The organism is Psychrobacter sp. Ps6 (assembly GCF_022129235.1).
GTDB lineage: Bacteria > Pseudomonadota > Gammaproteobacteria > Pseudomonadales > Moraxellaceae > Psychrobacter.
Genome location: NZ_JADQAI010000001.1, coordinates 511352 through 527268 on the forward strand (window position 1 = coordinate 511352; position 15917 = coordinate 527268).

A 15917-nucleotide genomic window follows, 5' to 3' on the forward strand; every position below is an offset into this window, starting at 1 on the left:
ATGACAATAAAGGTGACAGTAGACAATATAGTAGGGATTGCTGAAAAATATTTATCATTTATAGGGAGAGTCTAGTATGAGCCAATCGCCACATGTGTCATTAGCAAATGCCATTGCCGCTGGTGTCAATGAAGAACAGAGCATTGATAATCACAATGAGCGCTTACGTGCTTCTATCGGTAAAGTTGTCTGTGTGGGTCGTAACTATGCGGCGCATGCTGAAGAGCTTGGCAATGAAGTGCCATCGTCGCCCATACTGTTTATGAAACCAGCGTCTTCAGTGGTCTCTATTCGTAGTGATGTGGTGCGCCCCAATCCAGAGGTATTTGGTGAGACGCATTACGAGGCTGAGCTATGTATTCAGCTATCAGCTGACCTGTCGATGGCAACGATTGAAGAGGCGCAGCAGGCGATTGGCGGGGTGACGTTGGGGCTGGATTTGACCTTGCGTGATTTGCAGAGCACCCTTAAAGAAAAAGGTCATCCATGGGAGCGTGCTAAGTGTTTTGATGGGGCATGCGTACTTGCTGATTGGATCGACCCGCAAGCGTTTGGCAATCTTCAGAACGTACATTATCAGCTCACCATCAATGATAAGCTGGCGCAAGACGGCGATAGTGCTTTGATGTTGTTCCCTGTCTATGAGCTGCTGGTCAACATCAGCCATGCTTTTAGCTTACAGGCAGGTGATGTGATCATGACTGGCACACCAAGCGGTGTGGGTGTACTACAAGCAGGCGATAAGCTTAAACTAACATTGGGTGCTCATGAATGGGTAACACAAGTGCAGTAAGATTGCTAAATGAACCAGTACTAGTCGTCATAAATATCAAAAAGCCCTGAGCTGTTGCTTGGGGCTTTTATTTTTTAGATTTTGTATGTTTTTTCAAAATTTTTTAATCTTTACATCTCTCAATAATTGTTTGTACAGTTATTTGTCATGAGTTTGTCATCTATCGTTCAGCGTGCTGTCATAAAGAGTCAGTAGACTTAAGCGGAATTCGTATTTTTGTGGTTGTAATGTGACGCCGCGACCCACTCTCCGCCAATCTAGCCCAATAGCAAGGTGACTGATAATGACATTATTGAATAAAGAACTAGAGCTCGCTCACGAAATCGTTGAAGATTCAAATCCTACTAATAATACTGATTTTCAGACGGTTATCAATCGCCGTTTGAATCGCCGTAGTATTCTAAAAGGTGGTACAGGGTTGACGGCAGCAGCGTTTTTTGGCGCGCTACCTTTGATTGGTTGTAGTGATGATGATGACAATATCAGCAGTCCTATCGTCGAAAATGGCGATGCTGCTGCTATTCCGGCGCAGGGTGATTTGAAGCGTCCTGAAACCTTAAAATTTAAGGCCGTAGCGCACTCGACTGCTGAGACGATGACGGTGGCAGAAGGTTACAAGGCAGAGATGATATTGCCGCTTGGTACACCGCTGATGCCTGGCCTTGCAGATTGGAAGGACAATCGTGAAAATTCAGCCGAGTCGTTTGAATGGCGCATGGGTGACAACCACGATGGCATGTGGTTCTTTGGCAAAAAAGGTAATGCGTACGATGCCAAAGCCTCAGAGAATGGCCTACTGGTTATGAACCACGAATACGTGAATAGTGAGGAGCTAAGCCCGTTTGGGTATTATGTCATCGAAGATAAAGATGCTGCGCCTTTATTTCAACGCCGCCGCCTGGCCAGCGATATACGCCGTGAAGTCAACTGCCATGGCGTGGCAGTGGTTGAGATGAAGCGCCGCGCAAATGGCATGGGCTATGAGATGGTGCCAAACTCCAAATACAATCGACGTATCACTAGTAGTACGACCGCACAGTTAGCAGGCCCTGTGGCAGGCTCTGATTTGGTCAAAACCAAGTTTGACCCAACGGGTTTTCAGACGCGCGGCATTAATAATAACTGCGGTGCAGGCTTGTCACCTTGGGGTACCTACCTGACCACAGAAGAGAACTTCTTGGGTGTGTTTGCGCGCGGACAAGATGCCAGTCAGTTAAGCGCCAGTGATAATTATGGTCGCGAGCGTTACGGCGCACCAGAGAACTCTCCAGGCTCTAGATATCTATGGCACACGCCTGACGCCAAAGATGCCATCATCACAGACGAGTTTTCACGTTGGGATATGACCGCTGTTGGTGCTAGTGCTGCTGCTGATTATCGTAATGGCTTCAATACCTTTGGCTATATCACTGAGATTGACCCGTTTGACCAAAACTCTACGCCGCAAAAACGTACCGCCATGGGTCGATTTGCCCATGAAAACTGTGCCTATGCACCCGTTAAGCAAGGCAAACCTGTGGTATTTTATATGGGTGATGACGCCCGAGGTGAGTATATTTATAAGTTCGTATCCAAAGCAATGTGGTCAAATGCGGATATCGGTGGCGGGCTAAAAGCTGGTGACAAATACCTGAATGATGGCACGCTATATGTTGCCATATTTAATGAAGATGGCAGCGGTGAGTGGAAAGCACTTGTTCAAGGTCAGAATGGACTAGATGCGTTCAATAGTGCGTTACCATTTAATAGCCAAGATGAAGTGTTGGTTTATGCTCGCGCTGCTGGCGATGCCGCTGGCGCCACCAAGATGGATCGACCAGAATGGGTATCGGTCAGTCCTATGACGGGCGATGTCTATGTGACATTGACCAACAACTCCAATCGCGGCGTCAAAGAGAGTCAACCGCTATCTGCTGCCAACCCGCGCAGCTACAATGTCAATGGCAAACCAAGTGGTAATGACAACGGTCATATCATTCGCTGGGCAGAGACGGGCGGCGATCATGCCGCAACCAGTTTTGAGTGGGATATCTATCTGTTTGGTGCACCAAGTAACTTGTCCGCAGAGAATTTATCGCAGTTAAGCGCTAGTAATGATTTGTCTTCTCCGGATGGTTTGTATTTTGATCCACGTGGTGTGTTATGGATTCAGACGGATGACGGTGCGTATACCGATACTACTAGCTGTATGCTGCTTGCGGCATTACCGGGCAAAGTCAGCGATGGTACGACCATCACGACGTCAGCAGGACAGCAAACGCGCATTGGTATGCCTGCTAGTAACGACAATATTAAACGCTTCTTTGTCGGCCCTGAAGGCTGCGAAGTGACCGGTATTACCATGACACCAGACTTCAAAACACTGTTTATCAACATTCAGCATCCAGGTAATACATGGGGTGCGGTCGCTGACGGTAGTACTCCGCGCTCAGCAACGGTCATGATTACCAAAGAAGACGGCGATGTCATCTTGGCGGAATCATTTGAGTCAGCAGCCAGCACGGTATAGCTCAGTAAGCGCTAGATGACGAATCAGTAGAAAGTAAAAATAGTAGAAATGAGTATTCACTAAATAAAAATCCCAAGTTTCGGCTTGGGATTTTTTTCTTTTGATGCATATATTAGTTAATGCTTTAACAATAATAAAGATACCGTTCATCATCCATACATCTCTTTTGGTCACAAACAAACGCTAAAACTAAATCATTCACTTCTATTTGCGACTGTTAAAGGATAGTATAGAAAAACTCCCTTTTCGCTAAACGTGCCAATACTATGAGCAGTCAAAATTTGTTTTATAACAACCGTGTTAGTGACAGTAGCGCTCAGAATGATAGCAGTTATACGCGTAATCGCCATGAGCTTGATGCGCATTTTGTCTCAGCTGATAGCGTACCACGGCATGGTGATTTGTATGAGCAGATAGACCAACTCGAAGCCATCGATATGGATGAGCTGGTCAAATTATTGGCAGACATAGAAGACAGTGAGGAAACGATAAAACCCCCTGTCTCTTTGGCGGACTTTTTTGAAGGGTTGGCGCAGCTTGCGACCATGGGAGTGGTTGAGGTGACTGAGATTGTGGAGTCCATCCACCGTGAAGTCATCTTGCGTCCCTTGGGCCGGTTCAATGATAAGCATCTCAATAAATGGCAGCGCGGTTTCACTGGGCGCATCTATGGCACGATACGCCATATCATGCTGATGGTCGGTAACAATCTGGCCTCTGTACTACGAATATACAAAAACTTCATCGTGCAAAAAACGGCTCAGCCACTACCTGATTCACTAAAAAAGCTGGTCAATGTCATCAATGGTGTTATGGGTGATCATCTGGTCAACAATCAAAATGCGCTCGCAATTCCGATGATGTTATACACTAAAGATGGTAAACCCCAAAGTGAGCAGCTATCAGGGCGGATTGCTATTTTGTGCCATGGCTTGTGCATGAGTCACTTAAGCTGGCAGTCACAAGAAGGCAATGATCTGGGCGAGGCGATTCATATCAGCCAGCCTGACACCACCGTTCTGTACTTAGATTACAATACAGGTCGACGTATTTCTCACAGCGGTCGTAAATTCTCTCAGCTGCTACAGGACTTGGTCGATAATAACCCAAATATTACTCAGATAGACTTGGTTGGTCATAGTATGGGCGGCTTGGTCGCGCGTAGTGCGCTGTTTTATGGTGAGCAAGAGCGCCTAGATTGGATAAAGCGCGTGGGCAATCTCATCACCCTAGGTTCACCGCATCATGGAGCGGTGCTCGAGCGTATCGGTAATTACGTGCAAGACATCATCGCCAAGCTGCCATTTGCAGGCTCGCTTGCCAAACTTGGTGATATGCGCAGTGCGGGTATTATTGATCTGCGTCATGGCAGTATTCGTGATGCTGATTGGAAAGCCTTAGAGGGACGCAGTGTATTACCACAAGACTTCCGTCATCCTGCGCGCTTGCCAATTGGTATCAAAACGTACTTTGTCGCCAGTGCTTTGCTCGAGACGCATTACGAATCCAAAATGACGGATTTGCTAGGGGACAGTTTGGTATCGGTCGCATCAGCGCTAGGTGAAGATGATGCCGAGCATGCGTTGTTTGTGCCAGATGGTCATAAAGCAGTGTTTTATGGCGTCAATCACATGAATTTAATCCATAGCAGGCGAGTGCGCGAGCAAGTCGTTGAATGGCTGCTCGATAATGGTCGAATCGACTATGCTAGACGTCCGCGCATACACTCTTACCCTAGAAGTTTGTCTGTGGCGGTGTAGAGAACAGTGGGTATCATTTTGAATTATCTGCGTTATGTGTACTGCGCAATGACGTTTTTATCATTTCAGAAAGTGCTACTGAGAAATTTGTCTTTGCTATTAGGCGGCGCACTCATAGTTACTAGCTGTGCCAAGCCGAATGTACACGACCCTAATGCTCAAATTGAAGTAAATGTAGAGGGTGACAAATATGTCATTCCTTTAAACCATATTGTCAGACCAGACACAGGGAGTTATGCCAGTTTTGAGACGGATATGGGTCATGGTTATTTCTTTTGGCCAAGTGGTCGAGGCCTAAACAACAATGACAAAGATCCAAACATTTTGGAACATGACGACGATATCATAAAATTTAACTGGACAGCGATAGGTTCAGGAATTGTAGGCAACGATATGCCTACGAGAGTTAAAATTATAAAGGAGTCAAATCATAGAGATATTACTCAGGATAAATTCAATTTAGAAGCCTATGCCGATAGTAGTAATGATTCAACCTTATATTATACAGGATATGTTTATCCAAATTCGCTGGCCACTTTTCGATGTTGGATAGCGGAAAATGAAGATCAGAACAGTCTTTGTCAAATGGAGTACCTACATCCTATTTATAACAATAATATCCTGATTCACTTTGACGCAAAAAACCTTTCAAACTGGCAGGCAATCAATACAATGGCGATTGATTATATGAAAAAATGGCATCAAGATTGAAGATCGTTCAATGTCAAAGTAGTGATTTGTTTTTCAAAATTGCAAATAAAAAAACCCTCAAGTATGACACTTGAGGGTTTTTTTATGAGGGTTGATGCTTAGTGATAAAAAACTAATCAGTAAATACCGCTGCTACATCATCTTTGTTGAATTTATAGACTTCCCCGCAGAACCCGCAGTCCATCTCAAACGTACCGCCTTGTTCTTCGACGATGTCTAACGCTTCTGCTTCACCGATTTGCTCAATTGCCATCTCACACTTCTCGCGTGAGCACGTGCAACCAAATGATAGAGGCGCAGGCTCAGGGGCGACGATGTTTTCTTCATGATACAAGCGATACAGAATCTCGTTGGCATCTAGCGTCGTCAGCTCTTCTGCCTTAACCGTACGCGTCAACACGCTTAGACGTGTCCATAAATCATCATCGATACCCGCATCTTCGTTCTGCTCAACTTCAGACGTTTCTTCAGCAGTACGCGGTAGCATTTGTACCAGGATACCACCCGCTTGCAGGCCGTCAGATGCCAAATTAATCAACGTCGGAATCTGCGCTGATTGCTTTTGATAATGTGCTAAGCAGTCTGCCAAGTTGTCATGGCTACGCTCAACGATGCCTTGGTATGGCTCACCGCCGTCAGGCTGAATATTGATAAACAACACCCCTTGTCCCATAGCACCCAGCTCAGCAAAGGCTTCTTTGGCATAAACCATATTGTCCCACGCATGTACTTGCTCATCCGTCTCACCTTTCCAGCTAGCAAGTGCACGAATGATACCATCTTGGTCACATTCTGCCATCGCCCAGTTTAGTAAGCTGTCACTGTCTGATGATTGCAACTGAATAGACAGGCGACCGTTGATTTTGACCGTACTGATCAGCAAACTCGCGGCCGTCAGCATCTCACCCAATAAACGTTTAATGGCTTCGGGATAGGGCTTTTGGGCAATTGTACTGGCGTAGCTGCGTGATAGGCGTACCACATCACCGCGCACAGGCGAATCTTCAACAAAAAAACGTTGGCGTATGTCGTTGTTGCTATGAGTGCCAGCAGTTTGGCTGTCCATATTCGGGACTTGAGTATCTTGTGTCATAAGTCATTTGTAGTATTAAGAAGTTGTTAGCTTTATGGGGACTATGGCCGATTTATCAATCGTAGCAACCACAATATTATGATCACAATGTTTTCTTGATTACATGTACCAATGAGGGACAAATCTAGATATGAATAAGTCAGCTATCTGTCCATTTCTATAGTGATGCAGTAATTGGGTACCAGCGGTTTTTGGGTAAAAAATAAATATATTCCAAAATATCATTTCCTTTAAAAAAAATTTACCATCTAACACAAATTTGTTGTACAGTAACATTGAGTTGCATTGTGACAAACAACAGCAACAACCGTACGGATGCGGAGCAATGAGGTCGGTCAATCAGACTCGTGTCTTCAAAGCACTCATTCAATCTTGTGATAAAAGCTTGTGATAAAAGGATGTATTCCATGACCCACTTATTTTCTAAACCGTTGACTTTGGCGGCCTTTATGGCATTGGGCTCAGTTGGCTGTAACAACAGTAGCCAGACCACAGCCGAAGCGCCAGCTGCAGATGATGCCACCACGACAGAAGCTGCTGCCACGGATACCAACGGCACGCTACAAAAAATCAAAGACTCTGGCACCATCGTTGTCGGTCACCGTGACTCCTCTATTCCATTTTCTTATATTGCTGATGATCCGAACCAGCCTATCGGCTATGCACACGATTTAGAAATGAAAGTCGTCGAAGCAGTGAAGCAAAAGCTAAACATGCCAGACCTCAACGTCCGTTATAACTTGATTACCTCACAAACGCGTATCCCATTGGTACAAAACGGCACGGTAGATTTTGAGTGTGGCTCAACCACCAACAACGAAGAGCGCCAAAAACAAGTCGCCTTCTCTAATGGTTTCTTTGAGATTGGTACGCGTCTGTTGACCAAAAAAGACTCTGGTATTCAGAATTTTGAAGACCTAAAAGGTAAAACCCTAGTCACCACGGCAGGTACGACCTCAGAGCGTTATATCCGTCAGTACAATGATGACAACAAAATGGATATGAACATCATCTCAGCAAAAGACCACGGCGAAGCCTTCTTGATGTTAGAAAATGGTCGTGCTGATGCCTTTATGATGGATGATGTATTGCTCGCGGGCGAAAAAGCCAAAGCAAAAAATCCTGATGAATGGGTTATCGTGGGTGAGCCACAATCGTTTGAGATTTATGGCTGTATGATGCGTAAAGACGATCCTGAATTTAAAGCTGTGGTCGATGAAGCGCTGGCCAATGTCTTTAGCTCAGGCGAAATCAATAGTATCTATGACAAATGGTTCTTGAACCCAATCCCGCCAAAGAACGTCAATCTAAACTTTGAGATGTCAGATAACTTAAAGGCCTTGATTGCCAATCCACATGACAGCGCTCAGCCTAAAGAAGCAGCAGCGCAGTAACGCTCATTGTCCCTCAATATAGCTTGCCTATACGTTCAGATAACCAGTAATTTTATTTGACGTATAGGCTTATCAATCGTTGCTCGGAGAGACAACCATGAATTATAGCTGGAACTGGGGTGTGCTCTTTGAGCAAACTGGTATCGGTAACGAGCTTTATATCCATTGGATGATTACAGGTCTTGGCTGGCTGCTATTGATTGGTAGTATCGCCTGGGCCATTGCGATGGTCGTGGGTACCATCTTTGGTATCATGCGCACCTTACCTAATAAGACTGCTCGTACGATTGGTACGGCTTATGTGACATTCTTTCGCAATATTCCACTGCTAGTACAATTGTTCTTTTGGTTTTACATCGCACCCGGCTGGCTGACGCCCACGATACAAGAATGGTGGTATAAGGACTTGTCTCCGAATACCTCAGCCATGCTGTCAGCGAGTATCGGTCTTGGCTTATTTACCGCTGCTCGTATTGTTGAGCAAGTACGGACGGGTATCGAGTCGCTACCTGATGGGCAGACCAATGCCGCATATGCATTGGGTTTTAGTATTTCGCAAGTTTATAAAGAAGTGCTACTGCCGCAAGCCTTTCGTATTATCTTGCCGCCGCTTAGCTCGGAGCTGACCAACTGTTTCAAAAACGCCTCTGTGGCTTCCTTGGTTGGGGTAATGGAGCTGATTAGTCAAACAAAAACCATCAGTGAATATACGCAGAATAGTATCGAGATATATACTTACGCGACGATTGTCTATTTGGTTTTCAATTTATCTTTGATCGCTATTATGGGACTCATTGAACGTAAATTGCGTGTACCTGGGCTTATTGCGGGAGGTCAGAAATGAATATGACCGAATTGGCAACAGCCTATCCTGGTTTGATGGGCGGCATGATAACCACCTTAAAAGTGCTGTTTTTGGCAATCATTGGTGGTATCAGCTTAGGCACCATATTGGCATTGATGCGCTTGTCAGGTATTAAAGCGCTTGAGATTCCAGCAAAGCTATATGTCAATTACTTTCGCTCCGTGCCGCTGCTATTGGTGTTACTGTGGTTCTACTTTGCCGTACCGATGATTTATCTTTGGGTAGCGGGTAAATATTTGCAACTCGATGCTGCGTTTGCCTCTTGTGTGGTCGCCTTTATGATGTTTGAGGCGGCTTACTTCTCAGAAGTGGTGCGTGCAGGTATCCAATCGATTGGTAGCGGGCAGGTCAATGCTGCTAAAGCGCTCGGCATGACTTATGGGCAGACCATGCGTCTGGTCATCTTGCCGCAGGCCTTTCGCAAAATGCTACCGCTGATTTTGCAGCAGTGTATTATCTTGTTCCAAGATACGACATTGGTATTTGCGATTGGTTTGACCGACTTTTTCCGCGCAGCCTACGTCCGTGGTGAGCTTATGGGATTACTCACACCTTATATCTTAGGTGCTGGCGCTGTCTACTTTGTGATTAGCTTAAGTGCATCGATTGGTGTGCAACAACTACAAAAACGCTTGCGGTTTTAATAGATATCTCGCTTAGGGTTTTGAGCGTTAAGATTGTGGTTTGGTGTTTTGATTTAATTTTTAAACGACGGTTACCGATAATAATGTGGTTAGGAGCCAGTGATGAGCAATGCTGATACATACATAAATTCCTTTGGTGGACTGGTTACTAACAATGGCCATGCGACTGATGAGATGGTCATTCAAATATCAAATGTCAGCAAGTGGTATGGAGACTTTCAGGTACTAACTGACTGTACTGCGCACGTGCATAAAGGGGATGTGGTCGTGGTTTGTGGCCCTTCAGGTAGTGGTAAATCGACGTTGATTAAGACAGTCAATGGACTTGAGCCTTTTCAAAAAGGTGAGATTATGGTCAATGGTATCTCTGTCGGTGATTCAAAAACAAATCTGCCTAAATTACGTAGCCGTGTCGGCATGGTGTTTCAGCATTTTGAATTGTTTCCGCATTTGACCATCATTGATAATCTGACAGTGGCACAGATCAAAGTATTGGGCCGTAAAGAGAGTGAAGCCAAGCAAAAGGCGATGGCGTATCTAGACCGCGTCGGTCTGACGGTACAAGCGGCTAAATATCCAGCGGAGCTATCGGGCGGTCAGCAGCAGCGCGTCGCGATTGCTCGTGCACTGGCTATGGACCCTGTGGCAATGCTGTTTGATGAGCCAACCTCTGCGCTCGATCCTGAGATGATTCAAGAGGTGCTCGATGTCATGGTCGAGCTGACTCGTGATGGCATGACCATGATGTGTGTGACCCACGAAATGGGCTTTGCCAGTCAGGTCGCCAACCGTATTATCTTTATGGATGAAGGGCATATCGTCGAAAACTGTAGCAAAGATGAGTTCTTTGAAGGCGCAAAAAGTGATCGTGCGCAGATGTTCTTATCGAAAATTTTGAATCATTAACCAAACTTTGATTTGCGACTATTGCTAACACTGCTTTCTATAAGAAAATATTTCCTCAAAAGTATTTTTTATCCACTGTACTAAAAAGTTAAGATGTTAGGTAAAGACACCCACGCTATATAGATATGTTTAATATGAAAGAAATTAGATCGGTAGTAGGCTTCTTTAGTGATTTGGCCGATAAGCTAAAGGACTTAGTTAGCGTAACTGAACCAAGCAATTATAAGACCTTATTAGACGTTTCTGCTAAACTTTATGACGATGAGGTCTCACGTTATAGATTTCTTGAAGAAAAATCCTCAAGGATTTTGACTTTGATTTCATTCTTGTTACCATCTACTTCGACAATTTTATATTGGATTTACTCTAATAGTAGTAATCTATTTAATCCATATGTGGTTTTATCAATTTTTTTAGCGTTGTGTTCAATTCTAACATCTTTGTTCTTCGTTCTCGCGACGTACTCAATGTCAGAACGACCTGTACTAGAAATCTCTGATGGAAATATCGAAGAGGCAGGTAATAAGAATTTCAATACTATCTATCTTAATTTTCTACAAGCTTATCGACGTTCTATAAGTCAGTACAGATTAGTTAACGGTAAAAAAGCAAAGAGTTTAGATTATGCTTATAAATTCCTAATTGCTTATTTCGCTGCTTCTTTTATTATGGCTGTTTTCCTAGCGATCAGCTTTATTTTCACTAATTAAATTACAGGAAGTAAAATGTCTAATAAATACGAACCCGAACGTGATATTGATACTGTCCCTGTAAGCTCTGTCAAGGGTGACAATCAGCCCGTACGACAAGAGGCTTCACATAATAAATCGACAGTTGTAACAACTTTTGTAATGGAACATCTCACAGTTAAGCAATCCGATAGGAAAAGTAATGATAAGGATGATTAGTCATAAGAAAAATACGTTCATCTAGATTTGAACTCTTAGAATTCGAAAGAGCTATCAGACGTAGGCCTGATAGCTCTTTTTTCGCAAAAAGAAAGCTTCATTACTTATAATCATACAAAGAGTAACCTCAAGTGACGCTTGTCGCACAAACCAAGTTAAGACTGGAGGCTTGTCATATTATTTAACGATATTAACCTAACCAAACCTAATTAGGATGAACTATGACGTTAAAGCGAACCGTTGGCATACTGCTATTTAATGAAGTAGAGGTATTAGATTTTGCTGGGCCTTTTGAGGTGTTCTCACTGGCTGAGAATAAATCAAATAATAAGCACTTTAATGTGATCACTATTGCTGAGCACCCAGCGCCGATCTCTGCTAGAAATGGCCTGAAGGCGATTCCTGATTATAGTTTTGCCAATCATCCAGATATCGATGTACTCGTCATCCCTGGGGGTTATGGTGCCGAAAAAGTAGAGATACACAATCAGATAGTGCTCGATTGGATTATCGCGCAAGCAAGCGTCGCTGAGCTGACGCTGTCGGTATGTACAGGCGCGCTGCTGCTAGCAAAAGTAGGGTTGCTCGCTGGTCGAGCGGCAACCACACATTGGATGGATTTGGACAACTTAGCCTCGTACCCAGATGTGGAGGTGATCGCTCATACCCGTTATGTTGATGCTAGTGATGATATGCGTAATATCGTTACATCAGCAGGGATAAGCGCGGGTATCCATGCCAGTCTGTACTGTATCGAAAAGCTCGTAGATAACCAAACCAAGCACGCAACCGCCCATCGTATGGAATTCGACATTGATTAAGCAAGTTACTGGATAGATGAGTGAGTGCATGTCTGTTTACTGATACAATAGCGGTCATTGTTATCGATAATTAAAACGATCTCTTATTTATAGTGGAGCTACTATGAGCGCAGAAAACCAATCTATAACACCAGCAACCTCATCAAAAAATGGCGTCGTCATCATTGGCGCAGGTCTGGCAGGCTGGCATGTGATTGATGCGATTCGTGCAAAAGATTCAGAGATTCCGATCACCTTGATCACCTCCGATAGTGGCGACCGTTATCACAAGCCGATGCTCACCATGGCGATCAGCCAAAACAAGCGCGCATCAGACTTGGTACGGGCATCTGGTAGCGATGCGGCAAAAACCGCAGGCGTGACGTTGCTTGCCGACACACAGGTTACAGACATTGATACGGCCACCCAGCAGTTACAGCTTATCTCTGCTAATAGGCCAGATCCAGCCCACACGGATTATGCGACGATCAGCTATGGTAAGTTGGTACTGGCGATGGGTGCGCATCCTATTTTCCCTAAAAGCTTACCAGAGGATTTGGTTTGGCATGTCAATCACATTGAGCAATTCGGTCAGCTACAAGAGAAGCTGGCAACCGGTAGTCAGCACGTTGCCATCGTTGGTGCTGGTATGGTGGGGACAGAAATCGCGGAAGATTTGCTAAAAGCGGGTCATCAAGTGACCTTGATTGATTTGAATGATGCGCCACTATCACAAATGCTCCCAGCCAAAGCGACGGCACGTATCGCCAAAGCGATTGAATCACAAGGTATCCAGTTTTTGGGCGGCTCTCAAGTGTCTGCTGTCACCCGCGTAAGTGGCAATGACGACAGCAGCGATAGCAAAAAGCTAAGAGTAGACTACGCACCGCTTGCCTCAACTGAAGATAATACCGATGCAGAGCAACCTGAGCCATTGATTGTCGATCATGTGATTGCCAGTACAGGTCTGACCGTCGACGGGCAATTACCAGCGGCAGCGGGCGTTGAGTTTGACCGTCGTACCGGTATCGTGGTTGATGAATCGACATTGCGCACCGACACTGCACACATCTATGCCATTGGTGATTGCATGTCGATCAATGGGGTTGCGTGTCGCTATGTAGCACCATTACGCGCACAGGCTGCGACCATCGCTGATGATATTTTAGGCCATGAGCACAGCGGTTATGACCATAAGCCACCGATGATTCGTCTAAAGAACAAAGCGATTTCGGTGATGGTAACGGGTGTGCCAAATGCGGCTGGTAATTGGCAAGTGAAGACGGAAAGCGATGATGAACTCATCATGGATTTGCTGGATGATAATGATGCGGTGAGTGCAACCGTGACGATCAAAGCGCCTGCCATTACTAAAGCATAACGATAGACTCTGCTGAAAAGTAAGCGTAAAAGACAGCGCTAATGATTGAGCCAGCCCATTATTGATGATGCGGCTGGCTTTTTTGTGTCAAATATTTGCCATGATTTTATGTTACCTTTTACTAAGCATGAATATAGAGTATTCAATTAAATGATACATACCGTATTGATATTGTTGACATGCTTTCATTTATAGCGTTATAGTAGCTAAATGCTATATCAGACCGAATCAAGGAAGAAGGTTTGCTTGTCAGCGATTAATCAGCACTATCTATAAATACTATAAAAAGTAAAACGAAAGGACTCGTTATGACTCAAAATTCTAATTTCGATGCGACTCACGTTGATTTCGATGCTATTTTAGATAATATCCCTAGTATCAATATGGGCGCACGATCAGCAAATGCGCCGCTCACTCAAAGTTATGATAAAGGTCCTGATGTACCGCTGATTGAAGCGACCATCGGTGACTTTTTTGATGCTATCGTGTCCAAATATCCCGAGCGTGAAGCGCTGGTCGTCTGTCATCAAAACATCCGCTGGACATACCGCGAGCTACAGAAGCAGGTCAATCAGCTAGCCAGCAGTATGATTGAGATGGGGCTTGAGATTGGCGATCGTATCGGTATCTGGTCACACAACAATGCTGAATGGCTACTGATGCAATTGGCGACTGCAAAAGTCGGCGTTATCCTCGTCAATATCAATCCTGCCTACCGTACCTTTGAGCTGCAATATGCCTTGAACAAACTCGGCTGCTCAGCGCTGGTGCTTATGCGCCATTTTAAAACCAGTGACTACGCCAGCCTGATTCGTGAGCTCTGTCCTGAGATTTATCATAAAGATTACACCCAGCTTGATTTGGTTGAGATTCCAACGATCGAGCGTATCATTTGGATTGATGAGCCAGAGTCGGACGAGACCTTTGGCTTTATGCAAAAATTCTCTGCATGGATGGCGGAAGGCGATGCCAACGATCCCCGTGTTTCCGAGCGTCAAGCTCAACTCAAAAATACCGATGCCATCAACGTGCAGTTCACTAGTGGCACGACAGGTACACCAAAAGGCGCAACGCTCAGCCATCGCAATATTTTAAATAACGGTTACTTCATCGGTGAGGCCATGAATCTCACGGAAGCCGATAGACTATGCATCCCAGTACCGCTGTATCATTGCTTTGGTATGGTGCTTGGTAATCTCGCAATTTTGACGCACGGCGGTTGTATCGTATATCCAAACGATGGTTTTGAGCCATTAACGGTATTAAAAGCCGTCGAAGAAGAGAAATGTACAGGTCTACATGGCGTACCCACGATGTTTATCGCCGAGCTTGATCATCCTGAATTTGAAAATTTTGATTTGTCTACCCTGCGTACGGGCATCATGGCAGGTTCTAGTTGCCCGATTGAAGTCATGCGCCGTGTCATCGACAAGATGCACATGAGTGAAGTTACTATCGCTTATGGTATGACAGAGACCAGTCCAGTGTCTTGCCAGACCAATGAGCACACGCCACTTGATAAGCAAGTCTCGACCGTCGGACTGGTGCAACCAGCGCTTGAGGTCAAGGTTATTGATACTGAGACGGGTGAGATTGTGCCTATAGGGGAGACTGGCGAGCTACTCACGCGTGGCTATTCAGTGATGAAAGGCTATTGGGGTAGCCGTTTTAAAACGCGCGAAGCCATTCAAGATGGCTGGATGCATACGGGTGATTTGGCCACGATGGATGAAGACGGCTACGTAAAAATCGTCGGTCGTAGTAAAGACATGGTGATTCGCGGTGGCGAAAACATCTATCCGGTAGAAATCGAAAACTATCTTTACCGTCATCCAAAAATTCGCGATGTGCAAATCGTCGGCATACCTGATGAGCGTTATGGCGAAGTGCTCGCAGCGTGGATAATTCCTAAAGAGCCGGGCTGCTTGACGGAAGAAGAAGTCCGTGAATTCTGCAGTGAGCATATCGCTCATTATAAAGTGCCTGCTTACTATCGCTTTGTCACTGAGTATCCAATGACCATCACGGGCAAGATTCAAAAGTATAAAATTATTGAGCAAATGAAAGAAGAGTTGGGTTTATCGTAAGCTAACTTATCAGCTCTAAAACACTAAAGATGAACTATGTGAGTCATACTTAAAAAATAGCAGTGA

General features: G+C 44.9%; 13 protein-coding genes. 12 read left to right on the top strand and 1 reads right to left on the bottom strand.

The features are described 5' to 3' along the window. The first annotated feature begins 76 nt into the window (after window positions 1-76). From I3255_RS02180 to I3255_RS02195, 4 genes are all read left to right on the top strand, one after another. Window positions 77-793, top strand: a complete 717-nt coding sequence (locus I3255_RS02180; RefSeq protein ID WP_238036348.1) for a fumarylacetoacetate hydrolase family protein — start codon at window positions 77-79, stop codon at window positions 791-793. A gap of 283 nt (window positions 794-1076) precedes the next feature. Next, a complete protein-coding gene (locus I3255_RS02185; protein ID WP_238036350.1) occupies window positions 1077-3302 on the top strand; it encodes a PhoX family phosphatase in 2226 nt (741 codons plus the stop codon). A gap of 266 nt (window positions 3303-3568) precedes the next feature. Further along, complete coding sequence (locus tag I3255_RS02190; protein ID WP_238036356.1) at window positions 3569-5062, top strand: GPI inositol-deacylase; 1494 nt, start codon at window positions 3569-3571, stop codon at window positions 5060-5062. 48 nt (window positions 5063-5110) lie between these two features. Further along, window positions 5111-5773, top strand: a complete 663-nt coding sequence (locus tag I3255_RS02195) for a hypothetical protein (protein WP_238036358.1) — start codon at window positions 5111-5113, stop codon at window positions 5771-5773. 112 nt (window positions 5774-5885) lie between these two features. Here the strand turns inward: I3255_RS02195 and I3255_RS02200 are convergent, their stop codons facing one another. Further along, the gene (locus tag I3255_RS02200) at window positions 5886-6866 is read right to left on the bottom strand and encodes an Hsp33 family molecular chaperone HslO (protein WP_238036360.1); all 981 of its coding nucleotides are present in this window, start codon (window positions 6864-6866) and stop codon (window positions 5886-5888) included. 407 nt (window positions 6867-7273) lie between these two features. On the opposite strand from I3255_RS02200, the gene I3255_RS02205 reads away from it, so the two are divergent. The 8 genes from I3255_RS02205 (at window position 7274) to I3255_RS02240 (ending at window position 15851) form a co-directional block, all read left to right on the top strand. After that, window positions 7274-8260 carry a glutamate/aspartate ABC transporter substrate-binding protein gene (locus tag I3255_RS02205; protein ID WP_238036362.1) on the top strand — a complete coding sequence of 329 codons (987 nt, stop codon included), beginning with the start codon at window positions 7274-7276 and terminating at the stop codon, window positions 8258-8260. A gap of 97 nt (window positions 8261-8357) precedes the next feature. Continuing rightward, window positions 8358-9104, top strand: a complete 747-nt coding sequence (locus tag I3255_RS02210; RefSeq protein WP_238036364.1) for an amino acid ABC transporter permease — start codon at window positions 8358-8360, stop codon at window positions 9102-9104. Then, window positions 9101-9769 (top strand): ABC transporter permease subunit, encoded by a 669-nt coding sequence (locus tag I3255_RS02215; RefSeq protein ID WP_238036366.1) that lies wholly within the window; start codon window positions 9101-9103, stop codon window positions 9767-9769. The genes I3255_RS02210 and I3255_RS02215 overlap by 4 nt, the downstream gene beginning before the upstream one ends. A gap of 174 nt (window positions 9770-9943) precedes the next feature. Further along, window positions 9944-10675: an amino acid ABC transporter ATP-binding protein gene (locus I3255_RS02220; protein ID WP_238036534.1), complete on the top strand. Its 732-nt coding sequence runs from the start codon at window positions 9944-9946 to the stop codon at window positions 10673-10675. A gap of 134 nt (window positions 10676-10809) precedes the next feature. After that, on the top strand, window positions 10810-11385 hold the full coding sequence (locus I3255_RS02225) for a hypothetical protein (protein WP_238036368.1): 576 nt from the start codon (window positions 10810-10812) through the stop codon (window positions 11383-11385). 419 nt (window positions 11386-11804) lie between these two features. After that, window positions 11805-12404 (top strand): DJ-1/PfpI family protein, encoded by a 600-nt coding sequence (locus tag I3255_RS02230; RefSeq protein ID WP_238036370.1) that lies wholly within the window; start codon window positions 11805-11807, stop codon window positions 12402-12404. Window positions 12405-12507: 103 nt separating this feature from the next. Next, a complete protein-coding gene (locus I3255_RS02235) occupies window positions 12508-13764 on the top strand; it encodes an FAD-dependent oxidoreductase (protein ID WP_238036372.1) in 1257 nt (418 codons plus the stop codon). 308 nt (window positions 13765-14072) lie between these two features. Beyond that, window positions 14073-15851, top strand: a complete 1779-nt coding sequence (locus I3255_RS02240) for an AMP-binding protein (RefSeq protein WP_238036374.1) — start codon at window positions 14073-14075, stop codon at window positions 15849-15851. Window positions 15852-15917 lie beyond the last annotated feature (66 nt).